Annotated in this window: 30 protein-coding genes; 18 read left to right on the forward strand and 12 right to left on the reverse strand. The window is 62.9% G+C overall.

Features of this window, described 5'->3' with window-relative positions; all coding sequences use genetic code 11:
* Positions 1–39: 39 nt before the first annotated feature.
* On the reverse strand, positions 40–1,335 hold the full coding sequence (locus Q4G24_RS10010) for a PP2C family protein-serine/threonine phosphatase (protein WP_303366386.1): 1,296 nt from the start codon (positions 1,333–1,335) through the stop codon (positions 40–42).
* 108 nt (positions 1,336–1,443) lie between these two features.
* Between Q4G24_RS10010 and Q4G24_RS10015 the strand changes: the two genes are divergently transcribed.
* Positions 1,444–1,794: an Hpt domain-containing protein gene (locus Q4G24_RS10015; RefSeq protein WP_303366387.1), complete on the forward strand. Its 351-nt coding sequence runs from the start codon at positions 1,444–1,446 to the stop codon at positions 1,792–1,794.
* Here Q4G24_RS10015 and ilvA read toward each other — a convergent pair.
* Both ilvA and Q4G24_RS10025 read right to left on the reverse strand, forming a co-directional pair.
* Positions 1,787–3,022: a threonine ammonia-lyase IlvA gene (ilvA, locus tag Q4G24_RS10020; RefSeq protein ID WP_303366388.1), complete on the reverse strand. Its 1,236-nt coding sequence runs from the start codon at positions 3,020–3,022 to the stop codon at positions 1,787–1,789. The genes Q4G24_RS10015 and ilvA overlap by 8 nt on opposite strands.
* 51 nt (positions 3,023–3,073) lie before the next feature.
* Positions 3,074–3,226 (reverse strand): hypothetical protein, encoded by a 153-nt coding sequence (locus Q4G24_RS10025; protein WP_303366389.1) that lies wholly within the window; start codon positions 3,224–3,226, stop codon positions 3,074–3,076.
* Between the two features lie 680 nt (positions 3,227–3,906).
* On the opposite strand from Q4G24_RS10025, the gene Q4G24_RS10030 reads away from it, so the two are divergent.
* The 4 genes from Q4G24_RS10030 (at position 3,907) to mog (ending at position 7,264) form a co-directional block, all read left to right on the forward strand.
* A complete protein-coding gene (locus Q4G24_RS10030) occupies positions 3,907–5,133 on the forward strand; it encodes an argininosuccinate synthase (RefSeq protein WP_303366390.1) in 1,227 nt (408 codons plus the stop codon).
* The gene (locus tag Q4G24_RS10035; protein ID WP_303366391.1) at positions 5,133–5,759 is read left to right on the forward strand and encodes a transglycosylase domain-containing protein; all 627 of its coding nucleotides are present in this window, start codon (positions 5,133–5,135) and stop codon (positions 5,757–5,759) included. The genes Q4G24_RS10030 and Q4G24_RS10035 overlap by 1 nt, the downstream gene beginning before the upstream one ends.
* A 60-nt stretch (positions 5,760–5,819) precedes the next feature.
* Complete coding sequence (locus Q4G24_RS10040; protein WP_303366392.1) at positions 5,820–6,293, forward strand: DUF4440 domain-containing protein; 474 nt, start codon at positions 5,820–5,822, stop codon at positions 6,291–6,293.
* 434 nt (positions 6,294–6,727) lie between these two features.
* On the forward strand, positions 6,728–7,264 hold the full coding sequence (gene mog, locus Q4G24_RS10045; RefSeq protein ID WP_303366393.1) for a molybdopterin adenylyltransferase: 537 nt from the start codon (positions 6,728–6,730) through the stop codon (positions 7,262–7,264).
* 142 nt (positions 7,265–7,406) lie between these two features.
* On the opposite strand, the gene fmt is transcribed toward mog, so the two are convergent.
* Complete coding sequence (gene fmt / locus Q4G24_RS10050; RefSeq protein WP_303366394.1) at positions 7,407–8,300, reverse strand: methionyl-tRNA formyltransferase; 894 nt, start codon at positions 8,298–8,300, stop codon at positions 7,407–7,409.
* Positions 8,300–9,829 carry an MORN repeat-containing protein gene (locus tag Q4G24_RS10055; RefSeq protein WP_303366395.1) on the reverse strand — a complete coding sequence of 510 codons (1,530 nt, stop codon included), beginning with the start codon at positions 9,827–9,829 and terminating at the stop codon, positions 8,300–8,302. The genes fmt and Q4G24_RS10055 overlap by 1 nt, the downstream gene beginning before the upstream one ends.
* A 119-nt stretch (positions 9,830–9,948) precedes the next feature.
* Here Q4G24_RS10055 and Q4G24_RS10060 point away from each other — a divergent pair, with 119 nt between their 5' ends.
* On the forward strand, positions 9,949–11,619 hold the full coding sequence (locus tag Q4G24_RS10060) for an NAD+ synthase (protein ID WP_303366396.1): 1,671 nt from the start codon (positions 9,949–9,951) through the stop codon (positions 11,617–11,619).
* Here the strand turns inward: Q4G24_RS10060 and Q4G24_RS10065 are convergent.
* Positions 11,616–11,936, reverse strand: coding sequence for a DUF1992 domain-containing protein (locus tag Q4G24_RS10065; RefSeq protein ID WP_303366397.1), 321 nt, complete (start codon positions 11,934–11,936; stop codon positions 11,616–11,618). The genes Q4G24_RS10060 and Q4G24_RS10065 overlap by 4 nt on opposite strands.
* A gap of 114 nt (positions 11,937–12,050) precedes the next feature.
* Between Q4G24_RS10065 and Q4G24_RS10070 the strand changes: the two genes are divergently transcribed.
* The 7 genes from Q4G24_RS10070 to Q4G24_RS10100 all read left to right on the forward strand — a co-directional run bounded on the left by Q4G24_RS10070 (position 12,051) and on the right by Q4G24_RS10100 (position 18,427).
* Positions 12,051–13,430 (forward strand): FAD-binding oxidoreductase, encoded by a 1,380-nt coding sequence (locus Q4G24_RS10070; protein ID WP_303366398.1) that lies wholly within the window; start codon positions 12,051–12,053, stop codon positions 13,428–13,430.
* A complete protein-coding gene (locus Q4G24_RS10075) occupies positions 13,427–13,705 on the forward strand; it encodes a hypothetical protein (protein WP_303366399.1) in 279 nt (92 codons plus the stop codon). Before Q4G24_RS10070 ends, Q4G24_RS10075 begins: the two co-directional genes overlap by 4 nt.
* Positions 13,678–13,923, forward strand: a complete 246-nt coding sequence (locus Q4G24_RS10080; RefSeq protein ID WP_303366400.1) for a hypothetical protein — start codon at positions 13,678–13,680, stop codon at positions 13,921–13,923. Before Q4G24_RS10075 ends, Q4G24_RS10080 begins: the two co-directional genes overlap by 28 nt.
* A gap of 100 nt (positions 13,924–14,023) precedes the next feature.
* Positions 14,024–14,815: a GH25 family lysozyme gene (locus Q4G24_RS10085; RefSeq protein ID WP_303366401.1), complete on the forward strand. Its 792-nt coding sequence runs from the start codon at positions 14,024–14,026 to the stop codon at positions 14,813–14,815.
* The gene (locus Q4G24_RS10090) at positions 14,782–15,447 is read left to right on the forward strand and encodes a CPBP family intramembrane glutamic endopeptidase (RefSeq protein ID WP_303366402.1); all 666 of its coding nucleotides are present in this window, start codon (positions 14,782–14,784) and stop codon (positions 15,445–15,447) included. The genes Q4G24_RS10085 and Q4G24_RS10090 overlap by 34 nt, the downstream gene beginning before the upstream one ends.
* Before the next feature lie 60 nt (positions 15,448–15,507).
* Complete coding sequence (gene aspS / locus Q4G24_RS10095) at positions 15,508–17,280, forward strand: aspartate--tRNA ligase (RefSeq protein WP_303366403.1); 1,773 nt, start codon at positions 15,508–15,510, stop codon at positions 17,278–17,280.
* A gap of 394 nt (positions 17,281–17,674) precedes the next feature.
* Entirely contained in the window at positions 17,675–18,427 is a 753-nt protein-coding gene (locus Q4G24_RS10100; RefSeq protein ID WP_303366404.1) for a GNAT family N-acetyltransferase, read from the forward strand.
* On the opposite strand, the gene Q4G24_RS10105 is transcribed toward Q4G24_RS10100, so the two are convergent.
* Positions 18,378–19,115, reverse strand: a complete 738-nt coding sequence (locus tag Q4G24_RS10105) for a response regulator (protein WP_303366405.1) — start codon at positions 19,113–19,115, stop codon at positions 18,378–18,380. The two genes, Q4G24_RS10100 and Q4G24_RS10105, sit on opposite strands and share 50 nt — an antisense overlap.
* An 87-nt stretch (positions 19,116–19,202) precedes the next feature.
* Between Q4G24_RS10105 and mce the strand changes: the two genes are divergently transcribed.
* Positions 19,203–19,607 (forward strand): methylmalonyl-CoA epimerase, encoded by a 405-nt coding sequence (gene mce / locus Q4G24_RS10110; RefSeq protein WP_303366406.1) that lies wholly within the window; start codon positions 19,203–19,205, stop codon positions 19,605–19,607.
* On the forward strand, positions 19,607–19,897 hold the full coding sequence (locus Q4G24_RS10115) for a DUF1467 family protein (protein ID WP_303366407.1): 291 nt from the start codon (positions 19,607–19,609) through the stop codon (positions 19,895–19,897). Before mce ends, Q4G24_RS10115 begins: the two co-directional genes overlap by 1 nt.
* On the opposite strand, the gene Q4G24_RS10120 is transcribed toward Q4G24_RS10115, so the two are convergent.
* Together Q4G24_RS10120 and Q4G24_RS10125 are read right to left on the reverse strand one after the other, a co-directional pair.
* A complete protein-coding gene (locus tag Q4G24_RS10120) occupies positions 19,833–20,546 on the reverse strand; it encodes an EI24 domain-containing protein (protein ID WP_303366408.1) in 714 nt (237 codons plus the stop codon). The genes Q4G24_RS10115 and Q4G24_RS10120 overlap by 65 nt on opposite strands.
* Positions 20,543–21,103, reverse strand: a complete 561-nt coding sequence (locus Q4G24_RS10125; protein ID WP_303366409.1) for a nitroreductase — start codon at positions 21,101–21,103, stop codon at positions 20,543–20,545. Before Q4G24_RS10125 ends, Q4G24_RS10120 begins: the two co-directional genes overlap by 4 nt.
* Positions 21,104–21,200: 97 nt before the next feature.
* Here Q4G24_RS10125 and Q4G24_RS10130 point away from each other — a divergent pair, with 97 nt between their 5' ends.
* The 3 genes from Q4G24_RS10130 (at position 21,201) to Q4G24_RS10140 (ending at position 22,999) form a co-directional block, all read left to right on the forward strand.
* Positions 21,201–21,449, forward strand: a complete 249-nt coding sequence (locus Q4G24_RS10130) for a DUF167 domain-containing protein (protein WP_303366410.1) — start codon at positions 21,201–21,203, stop codon at positions 21,447–21,449.
* A gap of 86 nt (positions 21,450–21,535) precedes the next feature.
* Complete coding sequence (locus tag Q4G24_RS10135) at positions 21,536–22,303, forward strand: M48 family metalloprotease (protein ID WP_303366411.1); 768 nt, start codon at positions 21,536–21,538, stop codon at positions 22,301–22,303.
* Positions 22,304–22,645: 342 nt separating this feature from the next.
* On the forward strand, positions 22,646–22,999 hold the full coding sequence (locus Q4G24_RS10140; RefSeq protein WP_303366412.1) for a hypothetical protein: 354 nt from the start codon (positions 22,646–22,648) through the stop codon (positions 22,997–22,999).
* Positions 23,000–23,025: 26 nt separating this feature from the next.
* On the opposite strand, the gene ilvN is transcribed toward Q4G24_RS10140, so the two are convergent.
* From ilvN to Q4G24_RS10155, 3 genes are all read right to left on the reverse strand, one after another.
* Positions 23,026–23,586, reverse strand: a complete 561-nt coding sequence (gene ilvN / locus Q4G24_RS10145; protein ID WP_303366424.1) for an acetolactate synthase small subunit — start codon at positions 23,584–23,586, stop codon at positions 23,026–23,028.
* Positions 23,587–23,641: 55 nt separating this feature from the next.
* Positions 23,642–25,396 (reverse strand): acetolactate synthase 3 large subunit, encoded by a 1,755-nt coding sequence (locus tag Q4G24_RS10150; RefSeq protein ID WP_303366413.1) that lies wholly within the window; start codon positions 25,394–25,396, stop codon positions 23,642–23,644.
* Between the two features lie 170 nt (positions 25,397–25,566).
* Positions 25,567–26,406 carry an arginyltransferase gene (locus Q4G24_RS10155; RefSeq protein ID WP_303366414.1) on the reverse strand — a complete coding sequence of 280 codons (840 nt, stop codon included), beginning with the start codon at positions 26,404–26,406 and terminating at the stop codon, positions 25,567–25,569.
* Positions 26,407–26,426: the final 20 nt, after the last annotated feature.

Here is a 26,426-nt window from a genome sequence, read left to right on the forward strand (position 1 = left end):
TCGGGATGTCTGCGGCCGGAAACGGCCGCGTTTGCCGCCCTATATAGGTATTTTCCCGCCCGGCCCAAGGGGCCAGCCCGAACCACCATATTCCAGCAGCGCAGCAGAGATATCATCATCACGTCTGCCTTGGGCAAAATTGGATACCGACCAGGACAACGATTCCAGAAGCCCGTCACCATGCAGGCTGGCATTGGTGCGCAGAATATCCATGAGCCCTTGTTCCCCGAGCAGCGTTCCATGCGGCGACGTGGCTTCGGTGATCCCGTCCGAGGCGATGAACATGCGATCACCGGGGGCCAGACGGAACGGCACCTCATCATAGCTGGCGCCTTCGAATACGCCGACCGGCAAACCGCCATGGCCGACCACCTCGACCGAGCCATTCTGACGCTGGATCAGCGGATGCGGATGCCCGGCCTGCACCAAGCGGCCTTCACCCGTCAGGAAGTTCACCTCGGCGTAAAGCATGGTCAGGTAAGTGTCCGTCCGCATGTCCTTGATAAGCAAGCGGTTCAGATAGCTGACCAGTTCAGCGGGGGGCAGCGCATCATAAAGCCCCATGGGCGTCATACGCAGGGCGATGTTCTGTTCGCCCGCGCCGCTGAGATAAGCTGCCAGCCGCGCCGTCAACAGTGCCGCAGCAACGCCATGTCCCGAGACGTCGGTGGCGAAAATCCCGACGCGGCGGCTGTCGATGGGGAAGAACCCGACCAGATCGCCGCCAATCTGCCCCGCAGGCCGCAGCAGCAACGAGATCGACAATTGCCCCATCAGGCCCTTGCGCTGGCGCATCAGTCCTTCTTGCAGGGCGCGTGCGTCCTTGAGGTCGCGGTCGATCAGCTCTTGTGAGCGGCGCAGATCCTCCAGCGTTTCTTTCAGCCGGGCGTTACTGGCGCGCAGGCGCTCCTCCATGGACAGGATACGTTCGCCAGCGGCCAGCCGGGCGACCAGTTCGGCGGTTGCAACCGGCTTGGCCAGAAAATCATCCGCCCCGCTTTGCAGCCCATGCACGATGTCCTGCGTGCCGCTGCGTGAGGTCAGCAGGATCACATAACCGTATTTCTTGCGCTTGCGCCCGCGAAAGGCGCGGCAGAAATCCGGCCCGCTCATCCCCGGCATCACCCAGTCCGACAGGATGAAGTCCGGTTCCTGCGTGGCGCACAACCGCAAAGCCTCCTCTCCGCTGCTGGCCTCTGTGACCTGATAACCCGCGCGGGCCAGTTGCAGCGTTACCACGCGGCGCTGTGCTGGGCTGTCGTCAACGACCAGAACCAGCCGCGGCTGTTGCGGCGCGGGGGCTGAGGCTTCAAGGGGGCGATTCGTCAATGTCATGCCGCCTGCATAACAGGCAAAGCTGAACAGGCCGTTAATGGCCGCCGTTAATCTTTGGGAAAGCCCTGTCTGCTAAACCGGGATGCGAAGCGATTCGGGGTGGTTGCAATGATTGATTGGGCGCGTTTGCGGGAACTTTATGGCGACCTTGGCGGGGATGATTTCTTTATGGTGCTGGAGCTGTTTCTGGATGAGGTCGAAAGCGGCCTTTACCGCCTGTCCCTGGATGATCCGGCGGCGTTGGGGCGACAGTTTCATGGGCTGAAAGGCAGCGGGCTGAACCTTGGTTTTCGGGATTTCGCCGCCTTGTGTGAGGCGGGCGAGCGGCTGGCAACTGCTGGCACCGCAGATCAGGCAACGGTTTCCGCGGTGATCGACCTTTATGCCGCCAGCAAACAGCAGATGCAGGCGGCCATGGGGCAAGAGCTTGGGCTTGCGCCTCTGGTTGCGGTCAAATGAGGAACTCTGCCAGAATCGCGTCCTGGGTGATGTCACGATATGCGAAACCGGCGGCTTCCAGCTGGTTCATCAGCCTGTGCAGGTTCATCGGGTCGCTGGTTTCAATTCCGATCAGCACCGAGCCGAAATTGCGGGCTGATTTCTTCAGATATTCAAACCGGGCGATGTCATCATCCGGGCCAAGCATGGCCAGAAACTCGCGCAATGCACCGGGACGCTGGGGCATCCGCAGGATAAAATATTTCTTCAGCCCGGCAAAGCGTTGGCTGCGCTCTTTGACCTCGGGCAGCCGTTCAAAATCGAAATTGCCGCCCGAACACAGACAAACGACGCGGCGCCCCTCCAGATCGGGGATGTCGCGCAGGGCGTCGATGGCCAGCGCACCGGCGGGTTCCAGCACGATGCCTTCGGTGTTCAGCATCTCGATCATGGTGATGCAGATGCGGTCCTCAGGGGCCAGAAACACCTGTCCGGGCTTGAAACCCGCAAGTTGCGCAAAGGGCAGATCACCGATGCGGGCCACGGCGGCACCGTCCACGAAACTGTCTACGCGGGGCAGGGTGACTGGCCCGCCTTGCCGCAGCGCGGCCATCAGGCTGGCGCCGCCCTCTGGCTCAGCAAAGGCGAAACGGGTCGCAGGGGCGTTTTCCGCGAACCATGCCGTCACCCCGGCCGCCAGACCGCCGCCGCCCACCGGCAGCACGATCAGGTCGGGTGCGCCGCCCATCTGTTCCATGATTTCCTGTGCAATGGTGGCCTGACCTTCGATTACGTCCAGCGAATCGAAGGGCGGCAGGAATACCGCGCCTTCGGCCCGTGCGAACTCTTGCGCGGCTGTAAGGGTCTGGTCGAAATAGTCGCCGACCAGCCGGATCGTGACCGCATCGCCCCCAAAGGCCCGCGTCTTGTCGATCTTTTGCCCCGGCGTCGTCACCGGCATAAAGATCGTGCCGCGCGCGCCGAAATGCTGGCAGGCATAGGCCACGCCTTGCGCATGGTTCCCGGCGCTGGCGCAGACGACATGCTGCTGCCCGCCCTCCAGCTTGCGCATGGCGTTGAACGCCCCCCGCAGCTTATAGCTGCGCACCGGGGTCAGATCCTCGCGTTTCAGCCAGATGTCGGCACCATAACGTGTGGACAGGAAATCATTGCGTTGCAGCGGCGTAGGCTGAAACAGCTCGCGCAGGGCGCGTTCGGCGTCACGGACAGAGGCGGTGAAGTTTTTCATGCCCCAGCCATGCCGGGAAATGCGCAGGCAAGCAAGGGGCCGTTGATGGAATCATACCCGCAGTAGGTTTGCGCGGTGATAAACGCTGTTCATGGCCGACAGGATCAACCGTTCGAACCGCAGCATCATCAGGCAGGACAGCAGGGCCGCCATGAAAGGGGCAGGGGTGCTGATATAATAGCCTTGGTCATCGGTCAGCATCATACTGATAGGTGCGCCTGCCCCAATCAGCAGGGCGATTGCAAGCTGAATGACAAGGCTCAGCCGCTGGAACGGGCGCGAGAAGGGAGCAGTTGCCCGCCACGCTTCGGTTAGCCATATTGCGGCCCAGCGTCCGACTGACCTGTATGGGCGACAGGCGCAGGAACAGCTATGTGGCGATCAAGGCCGCAGCAGGTTGACGCTCAGAAAAAAGCCCAAGGCTGGCAGCCCCCGTCAGCATTGGTCCACCGTCAGCATTGGCAGGAGCCGCGACAGGGTAAAACAGGACAATATCGGCCGCCAATGCCAGCGCGCCAGTCAGCGCCCCGGTGCCTCATCCATCAGCGCCAGCCGACCGCCATACACGCGGTCCCAGGGTAAACTGCGACCTCGACGATCACCGCCGCCAGCCAGACGACGGTGCCATGCCCGCCGGACAAGGCCATCGCATCAATAGAAGTCCCGCTCGCTGCGGCGTGACGGGTATTGTGCCAGCCAGATCAGCCCGGCAACCGGCAGAATCTGTCAGCGATAGAGGCAAATCTGGCGCAGGGTTTCGCGGATCAGGGGCGGATTGGTCAAGATTGCAGCCTTGGCTCGGGTTTTGCCTATTATCCGCCGGGAAACCCTTGTGACAACCGCGTTTCCGTCCTATCCCTGCGCAAAATCCAAAGGGGGTCCGCATGTCCGACGCGCCAAAGAAAGTTGTCCTCGCCTATTCCGGGGGGCTTGATACGTCGATCATCCTGAAATGGCTGCAAACCGAATATGGCTGCGAGGTCATTACCTTCACCGCCGATCTGGGGCAGGGTGAGGAGTTGGAACCGGCACGTCACAAGGCGGAGCTGCTGGGGATACGTCCCGAAAACATCCATATCGACGATCTGCGCGAGGAATTTGTGCGCGATTTCGTCTTTCCGATGTTCCGCGCCAATGCGGTTTATGAGGGGCTGTATCTGCTGGGCACCTCGATTGCGCGGCCCTTGATTTCCAAGCGTCTGGTGGAGATCGCGCATGAACATGGCGCCGATGCCGTGGCCCATGGCGCGACCGGCAAGGGCAACGATCAGGTGCGGTTCGAACTGTCCTGCTATGCGCTGGACCCGGCGATCCGCGTCATTGCGCCCTGGCGCGAATGGGATCTGACCTCGCGCACCAAGCTGATCGAGTTTGCCGAACAGAACCAGATCCCCATCGCCAAGGACAAGCGCGGCGAGGCCCCGTTCAGCGTCGATGCGAACCTGCTGCATACCTCGTCCGAGGGCAAGGCGCTGGAAAACCCCGCCGAACAGGCCCCCGATTACGTCTATCAGCGAACCGTCAACCCCGAGGACGCGCCCAACACGCCCGAATATATCGAGGTGACGTTCGAGCGCGGCGATGCGGTGGCGATCAATGGCGAGGCGCTGTCGCCCGCGACCATCCTGACGCGGCTGAACGAATATGGCGGGCGTCACGGCATCGGGCGGCTGGATTTCGTCGAGAACCGCTTTGTCGGTATGAAGTCGCGCGGGATTTACGAGACCCCCGGCGGCACGATCCTGCTGGAAGCACATCGCGGGATCGAACAGATCACGCTGGACAGCGGCGCGGGCCACCTGAAAGACAGCATCATGCCGCGTTACGCCGAACTGATCTATAACGGCTTCTGGTTCAGCCCCGAACGCGAGATGCTGCAAGCCCTGATCGACAAATCGCAGGAGCATGTGACCGGCACCGTGCGGCTGAAACTCTATAAAGGCAGCGTGAATTGCGTAGGCCGCTGGTCGGATCATTCGCTTTACAGCGAAGCCCATGTGACCTTCGAGGACGACGCCGGCGCCTATGACCAGAAAGACGCGGCAGGCTTTATCCGCCTGAACGCCCTGCGCCTGAAACTGGTGGCGAACCGCAACGCGCGGGTGAAGTGATGAAACCCCGGCCCGGCAGGTGGTTCGCCCTTGCCGGGCTGATATTTTCAGCCCTTTCGGCGGGGGCGCAGGAACTTCCGTCCCGCGAAAGCATTCGCGCGGATTATCAGGCCGCCAGCAAGGATTGGCGGCCGGTTCCAGAGGTTGTGCTTCAGGCGTTCATGGTCGCTCAGGATCGTGGTTTTTACCGTCGTTCCCCCAGTTTCTCGACGCTGACGCGCGAGATCACGCGCTGGTATTCGCCAGCGCATAATCAGGTTCCGGCCGCCAGCCTTCCCGCGACAATGGCGCTTGGGCAGGCGCTTGGCCATGATGAGATCCTGAACTGGTTCGTGAACGGGGTTTTCCTTGGCCAAAGCTGCTACGGCGTCCAGGGCGCGGCAGGGGCCTATTTCGGCAAGGACATGACGCAGCTTTCTTTGTCAGAGGCTGCACTGCTGGCCTCTTTGTCAGTTGCGCCAGCCGACCTCAATCCAAGGCGAAACCCGGAAAAGGCTTTGGAACGACGCAATTATGTTCTGAGAAACCTGCTGGAAGATGGGGTCATTTCCCAGACAGCCGCCGCCACTGCGCGCGCTGAGCCGCTGACCGTGCTGAACCCTCTGGGAACCTGCCATGCCCGCTAAGCCGTTGCGCTTGGGCGGCCTGCTGCACATCTGGGTGGGGGAAAACGAAAGGACGAACCGATGACTGAACCGCAATATGAACGTGACTATAGTGACGACGAACGCGCGCTTGCCGATGACCTGATCGGGCTTGAAAAAGCCGCGCTGGACAAATGGTTCCGGGGCGATACGTCGGGCTATGCGCAGCTTTGGTCCAGACGCAGCTTTTCCTATTTCGACGCGGCGGTAGAGACGCGCACGGACGACCATGAAAGCATCGGCAGGTTTCTGCAATCCATCGACGGGGCGCTTCATGCCGACAGCTACGATCTTCGCCATCCGCGTGTGCAGTTTGGCACGGATATGGCGGTGCTGACCTATCAGCTTTTTGCCAAAACGAACCTGATCGACATGGAATATAATGTCATTGAGGTGTTCCAGAAGGAACCCGATGGTGAATGGAGCGTCATCCATTCCACCTGGTCCTTTATCCGGCCGATGGACAAGGATTTCAGCAGCCTGAAGCCGTGGTCTGAGGGGGGCCTCAGGCCCTGATCCACTGGTGCCCGCGCAGTAATCTTATGGATGTGCTGATCTCCGAATCCGCCGCTGCCGAAGCCATGGGTGCGTCGTTGGGGGGCGTCCGGCTTGGAACATGCCCAACCGCAGCAAATCGTCCGTAAGCGTTGCTGCAGTCAACCGGCGCTACGGATAACCTCATGTTCCGGTCATGGCCCGCGCATTTCGCCCGGACCGCGACACAAAAGGAATGCCACGGCGCAGGATCAGTTCGAACGCTGGGGTTTGACCCCGGCCGAGCGTGACGTGGCGCTGACATCGCCCGGCGGCGCATGGCACGGTGCGGGCGCAGTTGACCCGGATTTATGCCAAGGCGGGGGTGTCGGGCCGCGCCCAATTCGCCGCTTGGTTTGTTGAGGATCTGATGAATCCGGTATAGCCTTCGCGGACCCCCTCAAAGGACAAATGCCATGACCGACCGTTCCGCCCGCATCGCCATCGTTACCGTCAGCGACCGTGCTGCCCGCGGTGAATATGAGGATAAGGGCGGCCCCGGTGCCGAGGCGTGGTTGCGTGACACCATCACCAGCCCGATGCAGATTACCCGCCATATCATACCCGACGGACGCGAGGTCGTGGCCGCCAAGCTGATCGAACTGACCGAGCAGGGCGCTGACCTGATCCTGATTACCGGCGGCACCGGCCCCGCTCCGCGCGACCAGACCCCCGAAGCCGTGGCCGATGTGATGGACAAGGAACTGCCCGGTTTTGGCGAGGAAATGCGCCGCGCTTCGCTGGCCGAGGTGCCGACGGCGATCCTGTCGCGCCAGACGGCGGCGATCCGTGATACCAGCCTGATGATCACGATTCCCGGCAAACCCTCGGCCATCGCCACCTGCCTGAACGCGGTCTTTGCGGCGGTGCCTTATTGCCTTGACCTGATCGGCGCGGCGCGGATCGAGACTGACCCGGCAAGGATCAAGGCGTTCCGCCCCAAAGGGGCCTAAGCCCTGACCTTCCGGCGATTTCTTCTTCACTTAAATATCCCACGGGGGTGTGGGGGTGTGAAACCCCCCCAAAAAGCTGCGGGTGTGGGGGTGTGAAACCCCCACAAAAAGCTGCGGGTGCGGGGGTGTGAAGCCCCCGCTGCTATGTCAGCCGATCGGGCAGGGTCAGGCCGCGCAAAACCTCATCAGCAGGCATGGCGCGTTTGCCGGCGCGCTGGGCCTCCAGCACCTCGACTGCGCCTTCGCCGCAGGCCACGGTGAACCCGCCAAGCACCTGCCCCGGCTGTCCCGCACTATCCACGAGGCGCGAGCGGATCAGCTTGACCCGTTCCCCTGCAATCTCGCACCACGCGCCGGGAAAGGGCGACAGGCCCCGGATCTGGCGGTCCACCTGAACAGCGGGACGGGTCCAGTCGATGCGGGCCTCGGCCTTGTCGATCTTGGCGGCATAGGTCACGCCATCTTCGGTCTGCGGCAGAGCGGGCAGGGGCAGGCGGTCCAGCACATCCAGCATCAGATCAGCGCCCATTGCCGCCAGCCGATCATGCAGGTCGCCGGTGGTGTCGGTCGGGCCGATGGGGGTGCGGGCCTCGGCCAGCACCGGGCCGGTGTCCAGCCCGGCCTCCATCTGCATGATCGCCACGCCGGTTTCCGCATCGCCTGCCATGATCGCGCGATGGATCGGGGCCGCACCTCGCCAGCGCGGCAGGATCGAGGCATGGATGTTCAGGCACCCCAGCCGTGGCGCGTCCAGCACCGGCTGCGGCAGGATCAGCCCATAGGCGGCAACCACCGCCACATCGGCGTGCAGATCGGCAAAGCGGGCCTGTTCATCCGCATCACGCAGGCGCAGGGGGGTGCGGACCTCGATCCCCAAAGCCTCGGCGGCGGCATGGACCGGGCCGGGGCGGGGGTGCTGGCCGCGACCGGCGGCGCGGGGTGGCTGCGAATAGACCGCCACCACCTCATGCTGCGCGGCCAGCGCCCGTAGCGCCGGAACCGAGAAGTCCGGCGTTCCCATGAAAATCACGCGCATCAGTTGCCCGCCCCATCTTCTGCATCCGCTGCGGACGTCTCATCCGGTGCGGCCTGTGCGGGCGGAGGGGTCTGCGCCTGCGGGGCCTCGGGTTCGGCGGGCGCAGGTGCGGGGGCGGCATCCGCATCCGTGTCGCCCGGTGCCGGGGCTTCCGTCGCCAGCCGGTTGTCGTCCCATTCGCCGCTGGCCACCTCGCCGGTGGCATAGCGCATCACGCCCTGGCCCTGTCGCTTGCCTGCCTTGAAGAACCCTTCGTAAACATCACCATTGGCATAGGTCGCCACGCCTTCGCCGTCGATCTCGCCGCCCGACCAACCGCCCTCATAGCGGAACCCGTCCGGCGTGGTCAGCACCCCCTGACCCTGCCGCAGCCCACCGGCAAAGCCGCCCTCATAGAGCGTGCCATCGGCATAGGTGGCACGGCCCTCGCCCTCGCGCTGACCGTCCTTCCACGCACCGTCATAGCTGTAGCCGTCAGGATAGGTCATAACCCCCTGACCCTCGTTGCGGGCATTGGCAAAGCCGCCCTCATAGACCATCCCGTTGGCATAGGTGGCGCGGCCCTGACCCGAGATCACCCCGCCTGACCATTCGCCATCATAGCTGGCCCCGTCGGGATAGGTGATCTTGCCGCGTCCTTCTGGCAGATCAGCGGCAAGCTGGCCTTCATAAACCAAACCGTCGGCATAGGTGATCCGGCCCTGTCCCTGCATCCGGCCATCGGCCCATTCGCCGGTATAGACATAGCCATCGGCACCGGTGAACGTCCCCTGACCGTGGCGCTTGTCGGCGCGGAACTGGCCGTCGTAAACGTCACCATTGGCATAGGATGCGCGGCCCTGCCCGTGGCGCTGGCCGTTCTGCATTCCGCCTTCGTAGATGTCGCCACCGGGCTGGGCCAGCCGCCCGGCACCATTCATCTGCCCGGATGCCCATATCCCGTCATAAACCAGCCCGTCCTGCATGGTCAGGCGTCCCTTGCCCGCGCGTTGTCCGGCCAGCATCCCGCCTTCATAGACCGAGCCATCGGGATAGGTGATCTTGCCCTGACCCTCTTTCTGGCCCTGCACCCAGTCGCCATCATAGCGATAGCCGTTTGGCTGCGTCAGCACGCCCCTGCCATGATGCAAGGCCCGCTGGAACCCGCCGGTATAGCTGCTGCCATTGGCATAGGTGGCCGCGCCCTCGCCGGTCATCTCGCCCGCGGCCCACTGGCCCTCATAGGTCGAGCCGTCGGCATAGGTGATCTTGCCGCGCCCGTCCGGCTTGCCCGCCTTGAACTGGCCTTCATAGACCGATCCGTTGGGATAGCTGGCCCGTCCGGTGCCTTGAATCTGCCCGTCCAGCCAGTCGCCCTCATAGCTGAACCCGGACGGCAGGCGATAGGTGCCGCGCCCGTGCTGGACACCGTTGCGGAAGGTGCCTTCATAAACCCCGCCATCGTCATATTCCTTGGTGACAACCTGCGCTGTCGCGCCTTGTGCAAAGGCTGTCAGGACCAATGCCGTCAGGATGCTTGCCGGTTTCATCATCGCCACCTGCCTGTTTTTTGCCTGCTTACCCTATGCGGGCGGTTTGCGCAAAGCCTGCTGCTTTTCCTTTCGTGGCGGCTGGCTTAATGTTGCCGTAAACCGCAGCAGAGGCCGCCATGACCGATACGTTTCGCCTGACCATCGCGCAACTGAACGCCACCGTGGGCGATCTGCCCGGCAATGCGGCACTGGCGCTGGAGGCATGGCAGCAGGGCCGCGCGGCGGGGGCGCAGATGGTGGCCCTGCCGGAAATGTTCCTGACCGGATACCAGACGCAGGATCTGGTGCTGAAACCCGCCTTTCAGGCTGATTGCGCGGCGGCGGTTCAGGCGCTGGCGGCGCAGACCGCTGACGGCCCCGCGCTTGGGATCGGCGGGCCGCTGATGCAGGATGGCAAGCTGTATAACTGTTATTTCGTGCTGGAAGGTGGCGCGATCAAGGCGCGGGTGCTGAAACACGAACTGCCCCATGTGCAACTGTTCGACGAAATGCGCCTGTTTGCGGCGGGCGAGATCGGCCAGCCCTATCAGATTGGCCCGGTGCTGATCGGCTCGCCTATCTGCGAAGATGCGTGGTGGCCTCGGGTCGCGGAGACGCTGGCGGGACGTGGGGCGCAGATCCTGCTGGTGCCGAATGGCAGCCCCTATCACCGCGACAAGCTGGCGCTGCGGATGCGGCATATGCAGGATCGGGTGCGGGCAACGGGCCTGCCGCTGGTGTATCTGAACATGATCGGCGGGCAGGACGATCAGGTTTATGACGGCGCCAGCTTTGTGCTGAACCCGGACGGTCAGGTGGCGGCACAACTTGCGCCCTTTGATCCGGCGGTGGTGCATCTGGATTTCACCCGGACTGCTGACGGCTGGCGCTGCACCCCCGGCACGATCGCGGCGCAGCCTGACGTGTGGGAACAGGACTACCGCGCCATGTGCGAGGGGCTTGGCGATTACGTCCGCAAATCGGGCTTTTCCAAGGTCGTGCTGGGCCTGTCCGGCGGGATTGATTCGGCGCTGGTGGCGGTGATTGCGGCCGATGCGCTGGGGCCGCAGAACGTGCGCTGTGTGCGGCTGCCCTCGGAATACAGTTCGCAAGGCTCGCTGGACGATGCGGCGGAACTGGTCCGGCTGCTGGGCTGTGGTATGGATACGATCCCGATTGACGGCCCGAAAGATGCCGTTGGTGCGGCGCTGGCCGGGGTGATGGCCGGCACTGCACCCGACACGACCGAGGAAAACATCCAGTCCCGCCTGCGCGGGCTGCTGCTGATGGCGATTTCCAACAAGTTTGGTGAATTGCTGCTGACGACAGGCAATAAATCCGAGGTCGCGGTGGGCTACGCCACCATCTATGGCGATATGGCCGGGGCCTATAATCCGTTGAAAGACTTGTATAAGACGCGGGTGTTCGAAACCTGCCGCTGGCGCAACGAAAACCATCGCAACTGGATGGCCGGGCCTGCTGGCGCGGTCATCCCGCAGCAGATCATCGACAAGCCGCCAAGCGCCGAACTGCGCCCCGACCAAAAAGATCAGGACAGCCTGCCGCCCTATGAGGTGCTGGACGCTATCCTTGAAGGGCTGGTCGAAAAAGACCTCGGGCTAAAGGAGCTGGTGACGCAGGGCTTTGATCCCGATACGGTGAAAAAGGTCGAGCGCCTGCTGTATATCAGCGAATGGAAACGCTATCAGGCCGCGCCGGGGCCGCGGATCAGCACCAAGGCGTTCTGGCTGGACCGGCGCTATCCGCTGGTCAACCGCTGGCGCGACGACCTGAACGATGCGACCTAACGCATGAACCGCCGCCGCGCGTCGGCGGCAATGTTCTGCTTCAACTCGGCCATGGCGATGCGGCGTTGCAAGGCGCGGCGTTCGTCCTCGTCTTCGATCTGCGCAAAGGCGGCGCGCATGGCGGCGACCTCTTTGGCGATTTCGATTTCCGGCGGCAGATAGCCGCCATCCGCCATCAGCCGATGCAGCACATCATCCGCCGTCTCGCGCAGGCGCTCGGGGTCCAGCGGCTTGCCCTCTCCGGCCAGCCCGCGCAGCTCGCCCCGTGCTTCGGCGGCGTCAATCTGACGGTTGGCGATTCTTTCGAACCAGTGCACCTTTTGTCCCCAAATATCCCCGCCGGAGGCATCTGCCCACGCCATCATCCTGCCGTTGCAGGGGACGCGCCGCCAGCTTAACCTGCGCCGGAACCATTGCAAAGGACGCCTGCCATGCCGCTGCCCGAAACTGCTCTTGCCGACCTGACCGCGTTGCTGGGCGAGCGTTTTTCCCAAAAGCCGGGTGATCTGAGCCAACATGCGGCATCCGAGACCTTCCACCGCGCACCGCCGCCCGATGCGGTGGCCTGGCCGCTGAATACGACGGAGGTCTCGGCCATCCTGAAAATCTGCAACAGCCATGGTGTGCCGGTGATTGGCTGGGGGGCCGGCACCTCGCTGGAGGGTCATGCGCTGGCGGTCAAAGGTGGTCTTGTGCTGGATCTGACCCGCATGGACCGGGTGCTGGACATCCGCCCCGAGGATATGCTGGCCATTGTCCAGCCCGGCGTCACCCGAGAGGCACTGAACACCGATCTGCGGGCGACGGGCTTGTTTTTCCCCATTGATCCCGGCGCGAATGCAACGCTGGGCGGCATGGCGGCGACGCGGGCCAGCGGCACGACGGCGGTGCGCTATGGCACCATGCGCGACAATGTTCTGGCGCTGGAGGTGGTTCTGGCCGATGGCCGCATCATCCGCACCGGCACCCGTGCCGCGAAATCCAGCGCCGGTTATGACCTGACCGGGCTGATGGTCGGGTCCGAGGGGACACTGGGCATCATCACCGAGCTGACCCTGCGCCTGCATGGTCAGCCCGAGGAGGTCGCCGCCGCCGTCTGTGCCTTTCCCACGCTGGAATCGGCGGTGGAATGTGTCGCCATGACCATGCAGACTGGCATCCCCATGGCCCGGATCGAGTTCATGGACCCGATGGCGATGCGTGCCGTGAACCAGTTCGCAGGCACCGATTATCCCGAAGAACCGCATCTGATGGTCGAGTTCACCGGCGCACCTGCTTCGGTCAAGGCGGATGCCGAAGCCTTTGGCGAACTGGCGGCGGAATGTGGTGGCAAAGGCTTCGCCTGGGCCACATCCGAGGCCGAGCGCAAGAAATTGTGGGAGGCACGGCACAATTCCTATTGGGCCACGCTGCGCCTGCGCCCCGGCGCGACCGGCGTTGTCACCGATATTTGCGTGCCGATGTCCGAACTGCCCGCCGCCGTCAGCGCCGCCGCCAAGGATATGGCCGAGGCCGGGATTATTGGTGACATCGTTGGCCATGTGGGCGACGGCAATTTCCACACGCTGCTGCTGATCGACCCCGACAGCCCGCAGGAATTGGCGCAGGCCAAGGCGGTTGCCCGCCGCATGGCTGAACGTGCGCTGGCCGTTGGCGGCACCATCAGCGGCGAACATGGCATCGGCATCGGCAAGCGCGACCTGATGGAGCAGCAGCATGGCGAGGCTTGGGCGCTGATGGGCGCGATCAAGGCGACGCTGGACCCCAACAACATCCTGAACCCCGGCAAGCTGGTGCCGGACCGGAATTGATCCTGTTCCACGGCGGCAATCTGCGGGGCCAGACGCAGTTCTGGCCCCTGACGCATTTCGGCTCGCGTCGGGCGGCCCTGCACCGCATCCGGCAGATGTATGAGGACAGCCTGCCGTGGGAACAGCAGGATTGGATGCTGTATCGCTGCCGGGTCGATTGTGGGGTGCATGTGATCGACCTGCCCGACTGGCACGCAGCATCCGCGTCGGGGGTGTGCTGGCGTTGCGTAAGCACGGGCGGCTGTCTTTGGAGGATGACGAATACTATCTGCTGATGCGTCGTATCAATGACGCGGCCCGGCAAAATGAGGCAGAGGCGCGGGGCATGGTTCTGGCTGCAATCTCGCACCTTGGGCTGACGGCCATCCGCTATCGGAACGCGCATGAGGATGCGGGCCAGCCGTCATACTGTATCCTTGATCCGGCTGCCGCGCAGGTTCTGGACCAATTGCCGGTCAACCCGTGCGACCTGCCGCCGATTGTCCCCGGCTGACAGATTCGTGACCGCTGCCCGCGTCTGAACCCGTCGCGGTTTCGTGACTTTGCCGCAAGATGCTGGCATAAGGCGCACAAAACGGGCTTGCGAGGGCAGGATGAAACGGCTGACGAAACTTCTTTCCGTGCTGGCGGTGGCGGCTCTGGCGGCTTGTGGTGGTGGATACCGGGGTGGCGGCGGTGTGACCTCGGCCGATTTCGGCGGCGGCCCGACCCGCTTCGGGGATCGTGCGCCCCATACATGGACTGGCGGGCATCCCTATGGTCATCAGGTCCACGGCATCGACATCTCGCGCTGGCAAGGGGACATCAACTGGGCGCAGGTGCGCGGCTCGGGCGTCAGCTTTGTGTTCATCAAGGCGACCGAGGGCGCGGACCATTCCGACCCCAGCTTCCGCCGCTATTGGGCCGAATCCGCGCAGGCCCGTATCCCGCGCGGGGCCTATCATTATTTCTACTTCTGCCGCTCGGGGGCGCAGCAGGCGCGCTGGTTTATCGCCAATGTGCCGCGCGAACGTGGCGCCCTGCCGCCGGTGCTGGATCTGGAATGGACGGCGTCCAAAACCTGCCCGCGCCGCCCGCCCAGCCATGAAGTCCTGCGCGAAGCCAAGATTTTCAAGGATATGCTGCACCAGCATTATGGCCAGCGCCCGATCATCTACACGACGGTTGACTTCTACCGTGACAACAACCTGGGGTCCTGGCCCGAGGAGTTCTGGCTGCGCAGCGTGGCGGGCCACCCGCGTGAGGTCTATCCGGGCCAACGCTGGACCTTCTGGCAATACAGCGGCACCGGCATCGTGCCGGGCATCAAGGGTGACGTTGATCTGAACGCATTTGCGGGGAACCAGTTGCAATGGCGCCAGTGGCTGAACCGACGGTTGCAATAAACCGCCCGCTGCTGTGGGCCGAGTTCACGGTGCTGTTCATCGGTGCGCCGCTGTTTGTGGCACTTTGTCTGCCGTCCAGCGCCATGTTCCGGGCGCTGGCCGGGTTTACCGTGGTTGGCATCATCCTGCTGTTCCGCACCGGCGGGTTCGACTGGCGGCGGCTGTGGCGCGGGCGGCAGTTGGTGCGCTGGCCTGAACAGATTGCCTTTGCGCTGTCGGTTGGTGCGGTCAGTCTGGTGATCCTGTGGTTCACCGCCCCGGATCAGATTTTCCAATTCGCCCGCAGCAATCCCGGCATGATGCTGATGGTCTGGCTGCTTTACCCGATCCTGTCGGCGCTGCCGCAAGAGCTGATCTTCCGGGCGCTGTTCTTTTACCGCTATGGGATTCTGTTCAACAGCCGCCGCGCGGCGGTCGTGACCAATGCGGCGATGTTTTCGCTGGCGCATCTGATGTATTGGAACCTGATCGTCGCAGTCTTGACCTTTGCGGGCGGGCTGATCTTTGCGCGGGCCTATCTGATGCGTGGTTTTCCATCGGCCTTTCTGGCTCATGCGCTGGCCGGGAACATGTTGTTTCTGGTCGGTATGGGGATTTATTTCTATTCCGGCAATGTCGTGCGGCCGTTCTGATCGCTTGACTTTGCGCGGCCCGCGCGGTTGATGCAGGGCCTGAACCAAGGGGATCTGACCATGCACGCCTATCGCAGCCATACCTGCGCCGATCTGAACGCCGGCCATGCCGGGGAAACCGTCCGTCTTGCCGGCTGGGTTCACCGTGTCCGCGATCACGGCGGTGTGCTGTTCGTCGATCTGCGCGACCATTACGGCATGACGCAGGTCTTGGCTGACAGCGACAGCCCGGCTTTTGCGGCGATGGAAAAGCTGCGGGCGGAAACCGTGATCCGCATTGACGGGCGGGTGAAGCTGCGCGACGCGGCGCTGGTGAATCCCAAGCTGCCGACCGGCGAAATCGAGGTTTACGCCACCGATCTCGAGGTTCTTGGCCCTGCGGATGAGCTGCCTTTGCCGGTGTTTGGCGATCAGGAATACCCCGAGGAAACCCGCCTGACCTATCGCTTCCTCGACCTGCGCCGGGAAAGCCTGCACAATAATATCATGCTGCGGTCGCAGGTGGTGCGGTCCTTGCGCAACCGGATGTGGGACAGCGGCTTTACCGAGTTCCAGACCCCGATCATCACCGCGTCCAGCCCCGAAGGGGCGCGCGACTTTCTGGTGCCAAGCCGCCTGCATCCGGGCAAGTTCTATGCGTTGCCGCAGGCCCCGCAGCAGTTCAAGCAGCTTATCATGGTTGCGGGTTTCGATAAGTATTTCCAGATTGCGCCCTGCTTCCGCGACGAAGACCCGCGCGCTGATCGCTCGCCAACCGACTTTTACCAGCTCGACATCGAAATGTCCTTTGTCGAGCAAGAGGACATTTTCCGCACCATTCAGCCGGTCATTCAGGGCTTGTTCGAGGAGTTCGGCGGTGGCCGCCGCGTTGATGCCGACTGGCCGCGCATCCCCTATGCCGAGGCGATGCTGAAATACGGCAGCGACAAGCCCGACCTGCGCAACCCGATCGAGATGCAGGTGGTCAGCGACCATTTCCGCGGCTCGGGCTTTGGGATTTTCGCGAAACTGCTGGAGCAGGAAGGAACCGAAATCCGCGCCATCCCCGCGCCGACGGGTGGTTCGCGTAAGTTTGCTGACCGCATGAACGCCTTTGCCCAGCGTGAGGGCCTGCCGGGGATGGGGTATATTTTCTGGCGCAAGGCTGACGCGGGGATGGAAGCCGCCGGCCCCATCGCCAAGGCTTTGGGCGAAGAAAAGACCGAGGCCATCCGTGTACAACTCGGCCTTGGCGAAGGCGATGCCGTGTTCTTCCTCGGCGGCAAGCCCGAGGCGTTCGAGGCTGTCGCCGGTCGCGCCCGCAATGAGATCGGGCGCGAGCTTGGGCTGACCGATGAGGACCAGTTCAAGTTCGCCTGGATCGTCGATTTCCCGATGTATGAGAAGACCGACGAGGGCAAAATTGACTTTAGCCACAACCCGTTCTCGATGCCGCAAGGCGGGCTGGAGGCGCTGAACGGCGATCCGCTTGCGGTCAAAGGCTATCAGTATGACCTTGCCTGCAATGGTTATGAGCTGGTTTCGGGCGCGATCCGCAACCACCAGCCCGACATCATGTTCAAGGCGTTCGAGCTGGCCGGTTATGGCGCGGATGAGGTCGAAAAGCGGTTCGGTGGCATGGTCAAGGCGTTCCGCTATGGTGCGCCGCCCCACGGTGGTTGCGCGGCAGGGATCGACCGGATCGTGATGCTGCTGGCCGATGAGGCGAATATCCGGCAGGTTATCATGTTCCCGATGAACCAGCGGGCCGAGGATCTGATGATGGGCGCGCCGTCCGAACCCACGAATGAGCAGTTGCGGGAGTTGCGGCTGCGGGCGATGCCCAAGGAATAATGGTTGCGGGCGGTCCGATGGGCCGCCCGTTGCTTTTGGGGGGGCGTTGTTTGGGGGCGCTGCCCCCATTGTCCGTGCCGGACAATTCCCCCGGGATATTTATGGACAAAAGATGCGGGATATGCAGCCTCGGGCCGCCGGTGGGGGCGTCGCGCGGGTTTAGGGCGTTGGGGCTGGTGTTTGGAGTCTTGCAGCGTTGCATTTTGAGGCGCTGCATGACGTCCCGGTGAAGGTGGTGATGCGGGGGATGGTGTTGTGACCGGGGGATTGGTGCGCGCCGTCCTGCGGTGCGATATTCGGTCGGTAATGGCACGGGGGCAGAGCGCCCTATAGGTAAGGGGCTGGCGGTTTGCTCTGATGCGTGTGTAACGGCGGTTTGCGTGGAGTGGGATGGATGAACCAGAATGATTTGCGGCCTGTTGGTGAGGCCGTCGGGTATGTCGCGCCGTCGGCGCCCGGCCCCGATCGGATTGCGGGACAGTTTGTCGTGCTGGAGCGGCTGGATGCGGCGCGTCATGGCGAAACCATCTGGCAGGCGGCGCAGGGGGCGGATTGGATTTGGGATTATCTGGGCTATGGCCCGTTTCCTGAAGCTGCGGCTTATGCGGAATGGGTTGCGCGGATGCAGGCCGGTGCTGATCCCTGTTTCTATGCGATCCGCCCGCAAGCCGGGGCGGCGCTTGGAGTCGTGTCGCTTTTGCGCACGGATACCGCCAATGGCAGCACCGAGATCGGCCACGTGCTGATGACCCCGCCCTTGCAGCGGACGCCTGAGGCTTCCGAGGCGTTGATTCTTATGGTGCGTTGGGCCATGGAGGCCGGCTATCGGCGGCTGGAATGGAAATGTGATGCGCTCAATGGGCCGTCGCGTCGGGCGGCGCAGCGGTTGGGGTTCACGTTCGAAGGCGTTTTCCGTCAGCATATGATCTATAAGGGCCGCAACCGGGATACGGCCTGGTTCTCGATGCTGGACAGCGAATGGCCTGCCTTGCGGGATGCCTATGACGCATGGCTGGCGCCGGATAATTTCGACGCCAGCGGTCAGCAGCGCCGCAGCCTGTCGGCGCTGACGGATGCTGCCCTGCCGGGGCGTGGGGTCAGGCGCTGCCGCCAGCGGCCATCAGCCGATCCTGAACCAGTCCGCTGATCCGGGCCAGATCGGCTGCCAGCGCCCGACCCTCGGCATGATCGCGGGCCAGCGTTTCCGCCGCATCGGCCAGCCCGTGATCATGGCTGGACCGTGCCACCCCGGCCAGAAACCGGGCGATGTAATCGACGGCAGAAGTATCCTCCATCGCGTCCAGAACTTGCGCCACATGGGTCAGATCGTCGCGCAGGGCCGTGGTGTCCGGCGCGATCAGGTCGTCGGGCAGGGCGCGCAGGCCAAGCTGGCGGGCCTGTTCGGGCAGCGCGGCTAGGATTGCCTGTTGAAAGGCCGCGAGGCTTTCCAGCGGTTTGGTCAGAAAGCCGTCAGCCCCGGCGGCAATCGCCTCATCCTCGCGCATGGGGTCGCCCGAGATGCCAAGGATCACCGGCACGCGCGGGGCGGCTTGCGCCACCTGTCGAATCAGTTCCGCACCGTCGCCATCGGGCAGGCCCATATCGACGATCATCACCGCCGGGCGATAGGTCTGCAAATGTCGTGCCGCCGTGCGCAGGCTGTCGGCCCGCCGGATGCGTGCGCCGGAACGCAGGCAGAGCAGGCGCACGGCCTCGGATGCATAGCGGGAATCTTCGACCATCAGCACGGTCAGCCCGGTCAGCGGGCGTGTTGCAGGGGCGCCTTTCCACACCGGGGTGGCTGTATCGAGCGCGAATTCTTCAGTGCCGTTCATGTTTCCGTCCCATCCAAAAGGAATCACCTCGCTTTCCACCTAAGCGCAGATGTCCTAAGAAGCGGTTAACAGGAGAGGGGAAATCTGATGATTGGTCGTTTGAATCACGTTGCCATTGCCGTGCCGGACCTTGAGGCAGCCGCCGCGCAATATCGCAACACCTTGGGCGCAACCGTCCGCGACCCGCAGGACGAGCCGGATCATGGCGTGACGGTGGTGTTCATCGAACTGCCCAATACCAAGATCGAGTTGCTGTATCCGCTGGGGGAAAACAGCCCGATTCGGGCGTTTCTGGACAAGAACCCCTCGGGCGGGATTCATCATATCTGCTATGAGGTTGATGATATTCTGGCTGCCCGAGACAAGCTGAAGGCCGAAGGTGCGCGTATCCTTGGCGATGACGAACCGAAAATCGGTGCGCATGGCAAGCCGGTGCTGTTCTTGCATCCCAAGGATTTCAATGGCTGCCTGATCGAGCTGGAGCAAGCCTGATGACGATAACCGGGGCCATCGTCCTTTACGCGACCGTCTGGTTTCTGGTGATGTTCCTGCTGATTCCCTTTGGCCGCCAGAGTCAGGCGGACATGGGCGAGGTCACACCGGGCACCCCTGCGGGCGCCCCGGCGCGGACCTGGCTGCGCAAACAGGCGCTTTGGGCCACGGTGATTTCGGCGCTGATCTGGCTGGGCGCGGCCTGGTTCCTGCAAAGCGGGATCATTACGCGCGACGATATTCTGAACTTTGGCCGTCCTGCATCAGCGCCATCTGCACAAGATGGGTGAACACCGCCGTCGCGAAGACGGGCATGGCGATATTCATTAACGGCACGAACAGCATAGCCGTCACCGCGATGCCCGTCAGGGTCAGGGTAACGCTGTGCGATTTGCGCAGCGCGATGGCCTGTGTGCGGGGCAGATAGCGCAGGGCGATCATCTGAAAGAACTCTCGCCCTAGCAGCCAGCCGTTCAGCGCCATGCCGATCAGCGGTGCCAGCAGCCCAAGTGCGGGTGTTGCCACCAGCATAAAGACCGACACCGCCAGCAGCATTGCCACCAGTTGCAGCGTCTCGCGCAGGCTGGCGGCCAGCGGCAGATCCCTGCCGGGGCGGGAGGGGTAATGAACGGCCTCGATCTCACGCGCGATGCGGTCGCTGAACAGCCCGCAGATGGCGGCGGCAACGGGTGCCCACAGGAACAGCAGCAATGTCAGCAACCCGGCCAGCCAGATCAGCACCCGGCCACCTGCCAGCGAGGTTTCGCCAAGGAACGGCAGGTTGATCGTGTTCGGGATGATTTCCCCGAACAAAAAGAAGAAACCCTGCATGAATGCAGCAAACAGCAAAAAGGTCAGCCCGGCGGCCAGCGCAACCGTGCCGCTGAGCCGGGGCCGCAGCATATCGGCAAGGGCGCGGGAAATCGCCCGCAGGATCAAGGCAGAGCCGTGGTGATTGCCCCGACATCCGGGCGCGGGCGGTCTGGCACATCGCCAGTCCGGGTGCCGATATGGACCAGCCCGACCAGCTTTTCCCCGGCGCTCAGCCCAAGGTGGACCTGCGCGAAATCGCCAGCGGTTGCAGGGCCGCTCAGCCAGCAGGCGCCCCAGCCATCGGCCAGCGCGGCATTGACCAGCGACAGGCAGACCGCCCCGGCCGACAGCACCTGTTCCCATTCCGGCACTTTGGTATCGGGGCGCGGGGCCGAGACCACCGCCACGATGGTCGGAGAGTTCAGCGCATCGGCCGCCTTATCCGCCTTGGCTGCGTCGGCGCCAAGGGCCAGCGCATGTTCGCGCAGCGGTGCTTGCAGTGCGGCGCGGGTCTGTGGCCCAAGCACGATCAGCCGCCATGGCTCCATCTTGCCGTGATCGGGAACGCGCACGGCCCGGCGTAACAAATCGCGCAAGGCGGGGCCTTCGGGGCCGGGCGCGGCCAGCATCTTGGGCGGAACCGAGCGGCGGCTGGCAAGAAAATCGAACGCGGATTGGGTCATGGCGGCCTCGTAACGGTTATACGCCTACCAGATAAGCGCGACAGGCGCCGATTGCACCCCCGCTTGACCACCCGGCCCCTTTCGTCGACAGAAGGGTATGGTTGATCTGTCACATATGGCCACGTCCGGCGCAGAAATCCGGGTGCGGGTGACGCCGAAAGCCTCACGCAATGCTGTCGAGGCAGGCGAGGACGGGCTGCGCGTCTATGTCACAACGGTTCCTGAAGGTGGCAAAGCCAATGCGGCGGTGCAAAAGCTGCTGGCGAAATCGCTGGGTATCGCCAAATCGCGGCTGCGCCTGATCCGGGGCGAGACCGGGCGGGACAAGGTATTTACCATCTTGTGACAAACTTTGCGTGACCGGCGCGGCTGGCGGTAGCATCTGCACGCCGCTGCCGTTAAATTGGCGCGGTTACAGGAAAGGTTCTGGCTATGAAAGCACGTCTTGCAGCGGTTGTGATGGCATTTGCCCTGTCGGGCTGCGTGATCGTGCCGGTGGATGAAGCCGGGCGTCCGATTGCAACGACCCCCGCGCCAACGCCAGCCACGGTGCCGATGCCGCAGCCTTCGCCGAATGTTCAGGCGACGCCGCGCGCACAGGCGCAGTCCTTTGCGCAGTTGGTCCGGCATATGGAACCGATCATTGAACGCCAATGCCTTCAGCGCCGCACGCAGGCGATCAACTGCGATTATCAGTTCGTCGTTGATGACCGTCCGGGGCAGGGCGTCAACGCCTTCCAGTCACTCGATTCCAGCGGTCGTCCGGTGATTGGTTTTACGCTGGCCCTGATTGCCGAGGCCCGCAATGCCGATGAAATGGCGCTGGTCGTCGGGCATGAGGCTGCGCATCACATCCTGAATCACCTTGACCAGAAATCCAGTGCCGCCAGCATGGGCGCGATTATCCTGGGCGGTCTGGCGACGGCTGGCGGGGCGGATGAGCGCACCGTGCGGGGTGTGCAGAACATGGGAGCCGAGTTCGCAACCCGCTATTACAGCAAGGACTGGGAGCTTCAGGCCGACTATCTGGGTGCGATTCTGGTGCTGAACTCGGGCTTTGATCCGGTGAACGGGTCACGCTTCTTTGATCGCATCCCCGATCCGGGCGAACATATGCTTGGCACCCACCCGTCGCGGGCGCAGCGGCAAATGCAAATCCGCCGTGCGGTCGAGGACTACCGCAGCGGTCGGATCAGCTAAGGGTTGTGGCGCAAATCCGCCTGCCAAGATTCGGCGGTGGGCTGCTTTGTCCGACAGGCCCGGATTCTGTTTTTACCCTCTCAGGATTGGCGCTCTTGAATATTCCAGATTTGTGAATGTGCTATCGAACGGTATGCCTCGGGTTTCTATGCGTTGTTACTTTATTTTATACCAGACCGTTTGATTTTCATGGATAATTGTGCCTTTTCCGCCACGGTTCCGTTTTCTGCTAATTCGTGCTTGCCACAGGCAGTTAACCACCTATGGTTGACGTCAGTTAAGCGGAAATCCGCCAATTGATATTCCCGCACTGTGGTTCGGGCGAAAGACTGAGAGGACTGAATGATCGGTGTGGTCGTTTGGAGTTGTGACCGTCGGCACAAGGCGGTGATCTGGTGTGAAGATCAGGGGGCGCTGGCCTATCTGCGCGGGCAAGACGGCCTGCTGGATCATGCGTGCTGGCCACAACCGGGGGATATGCTGGAACTGGACACGCATTTTCAGGATGGTTTGCGCATTGCGCATCAAGTGCGGATGTATCGGGAAAGCTCTTGCCCGGATTTGCCGCAATTCCTGCGCCGTCATGCTCCGCAAGAAGGCGGTGGCCACCTGCGTGTGGTCAGCAGCCGCACCGAAATCGCGGATAACGAATGGCAGGAGCCTATTCACCGCCGGGCTGTCGCTGCCAGCGCATAGTGAGAGGCGCAGGCACAGGAGGGGGCTTACAGCCCCCGCGCCAGTGCTGCGACCCCGGTGCGGGCCATCTCGACCAGCCCCAACGGGCGCATCAGATCAGCAAAGGCGTCCAGCTTTTCAGGCGCGCCGGTAATCTCGAACACGAAACTTTCCAGCGTTGAATCCACGACATTGGCGCGGAAAATCTCGGCAATGCGCAGCGCCTCGACCCGCTTGTCGCCCGCGCCTGCAACCTTGAACAGCCCCAGCTCACGCTCGACGCTTGGTCCCTCTACGGTCAGGTCGTGGATCTCATGCACCGGCACGATGCGGCCAAGCTGCGCCTTGATCTGTGCGATCACCTCGGGCGTGCCGCGCGTCACCACGGTAATACGCGAGCGGTGGCCGGTGTAATCGACCTCGGCCACGGTCAGGCTGTCGATGTTGTAACCGCGCCCCGAAAACAACCCGATCACGCGGGCCAGAACCCCGGCCTCGTTATCGACCAGAACCGCCAGCGTGTGCCGCTCGGCCACATCGGCATTGGGGTCGCGCAGATCATAGGCGGAATGGCTGGAGGCGCCCTTGTCAATCGTCAGTGCCATGATCGTCCCTTATCTTTTATCCAAACATATCCCAAAGGCGCGGGGGCCGCACCCCCGCTTACACCAGCACCGCGCCGCCCGATTCAATCGCGCCCTCGGTCGAGGCATCGCCAAGCAGCATCTCATTATGCGGCTTGCCCGAGGGGATCATCGGGAAGCAATTTTCATGCCGTTCCACCAGCACATCCAGAATGAATGGCCCGTCGTAATCCAGCATTTCCTGAATGGCGGCGTCCAGTTCCGCCGGATCGCTGACCACGCGGCCCTTGCAGCCGAAAGCCTCGGCCAGCTTGACGAAATCGGGCAGGCTTTCGGACCAGCTTTGGCTGTAACGCTCGCCATGCAGCAGTTGTTGCCACTGACGGACCATGCCAAGCCGTTCATTGTTCAGGATGAATTGCTTGACCGGGGCGCGGAACTGAACCGCTGTCCCCATTTCCTGCATATTCATCAGCCAGCTTGCATCGCCTGCGACGTTAATCACCAACGCATCGGGATGGGCGACCTGCACCCCGATTGAGGCCGGCAGGCCATAGCCCATGGTCCCAAGCCCGCCCGAGGTCATCCAGCGGTTCGGTGCGTCGAAATGCAGGAATTGGGCCGCCCACATCTGATGCTGGCCGACCTCGGTTGTCACATAGCGGTCGCGGCCCTTGGTCAGCGCCTCCAGCCGTTCCAGCGCATATTGCGGTTTGATGGTGTCGCCAGAGGGCTGATAGGCAAGGCAATTCACCTTGCGCCATTCCTCGATCCGCGCCCACCACTGCGCCAGCGCGGCGCTGTTGGTCTTGCGCCCGCGCGCCTTCCAGACTTTCAGCAAATCCTCCAGCACATGCCCGACGTCGCCCACGATGGGCAGGTCAACGTGGATCACCTTGTTGATGCTGGAGGGGTCAATGTCGATATGCGCCTTGATCGAGCCGGGGCTGAAATCCGCCACCCGCCCGGTAATCCGGTCGTCGAAACGTGCGCCGACGTTAATCATCAGGTCACAGCCGTGCATGGCCATGTTGGCTTCATACAGCCCATGCATCCCCAGCATCCCCAGCCAGTTCTTGCCGCTGGCCGGATAGGCACCAAGCCCCATCAGGGTCGACGTTACGGGAAAACCCGTTGCATCGGCCAGTTCGCGCAAAAGCTGGCTGGCACCGGGGCCAGAGTTGATCACCCCGCCGCCGGTATAGAAAATCGGGCGTTCTGCCTTTTCGATCAGCTCGGCCAGTTGCGTAATGGCCGCCAGATCCCCCTTTTTCGCGGGCTGATAGCGCGGCGCTTCAAGCTGGCGCGGGGCGATATATTTTCCGGTGGCGAATTGCACATCCTTGGGAATGTCGATCAGCACCGGGCCGGGGCGGCCCGTTACGGCGACGTGAAATGCCTTGTGAATGGTCTCGGCCAGTTTGTCGGTGTCCTTCACCAGCCAGTTGTGCTTGGTGCAGGGGCGGGTGATGCCGATGGTGTCGGCCTCCTGAAAGCCGTCGGTGCCGATCATAAAGGTTGGCACCTGCCCCGACAGCACCACCAGCGGGATCGAGTCCAGCAATGCATCGGTCAGCCCGGTCACGGCATTGGTCGCGCCGGGACCAGAGGTCACAAGCACCACCCCCGGTTTCCCGGTCGAGCGTGCGTAGCCCTCGGCCATATGCACCGCGCCTTGTTCATGGCGCACCAGAATATGTTTGATGTCGTTCTGCTGGAAAATCTCATCGTAGATCGGCAGAACCGCCCCGCCCGGATAGCCGAATACGGTATCGACGCCCTGATCGCGCAGCGCCTCGATCACAATTCTTGCACCCGTCATCTCTGGGGACATCCGACTTCTCCACCTGTTGCGACATCCCGGCATGGCGCAAAAACCATGCCGCATCGCAGCTTACTAGGCTGGCAGCGCCGCAGCGTCAACGGGGGGTTTTCGTAATTTCCGAAAGAAAAATCACAAAAATTGAAATTATATTTCCCTAACGGACAGAATGTCGCAATAAATTATTTCGGCAGGCTGATCCGGGCCACCTGCTCAACGATCGGGTCCACCGCCAGCGGGTGCGTTTCGCCCGCGTGATCTGCCGGATTGCCAATGTCGCGCCAGACGCCGCCCTTATAGATTTCCAGCGCGTCAAACCGGGCCTTATAGTCCATCTTGCGGCTGCCCGGCACCCAATAGCCCAGATAGACATAGGGCAGGCCATTTTCCTGTGCCATGCGGATGTGATCCAGAATGATATGTGTCCCAAGGCTGCGCCGGGCCTGATCGGGGTCATAAAAGCTGTAAACAAGGCTCAGCCCGTCATCCAGAACATCGGTCAGGCAGACCGCCAGCAATGCGCCTCCGCCGGGGGGTGGCTGGCAGTCTGCGTCGCGGACCGGATCGGGGCGGCGGTATTCGACCACCCGCGTGACCACCGGGGTTTCCTCAATCATCGAAGCAAATTCGAACACATCCATATCTGCCATGCCGCCATCGGCGTGGCGCTGGCCCAGATAGGCGCGGAACAGGTCGTATTGTTCCTCGGTGGCCCAGGCGCTGGTGGTCAGGCGGTGCAGATCGGCGTTGCGCTGCATGATCCGGCGCTGCCCCCGGTTGGGCTGAAAATCTGCTACCCGGATTCGGGCTGACATGCAGGCCATGCAGCTTTCGCAGCTTGGCCGATACACCACGTTCTGCGAGCGCCGGAATCCTTGCCGTGACAGCGCATTGTTCAGCGCCGCCGCGCCTTCGCCCTGAAGGGCCGCGAACAGTTTGCGCTCGGCCCGGCCGTGCAGATAGGGGCAGGGCTGCGGCGCGGTGACATAGAATTGCGGCGCATGAGGCAGGCTGTGGCGCATCCGTTAACCTTTTTTCCAGC

This window comes from Paracoccus sp. (in: a-proteobacteria), assembly GCF_030538695.1.
In the GTDB taxonomy this organism is placed as follows: Bacteria; Pseudomonadota; Alphaproteobacteria; order Rhodobacterales; family Rhodobacteraceae; genus Paracoccus.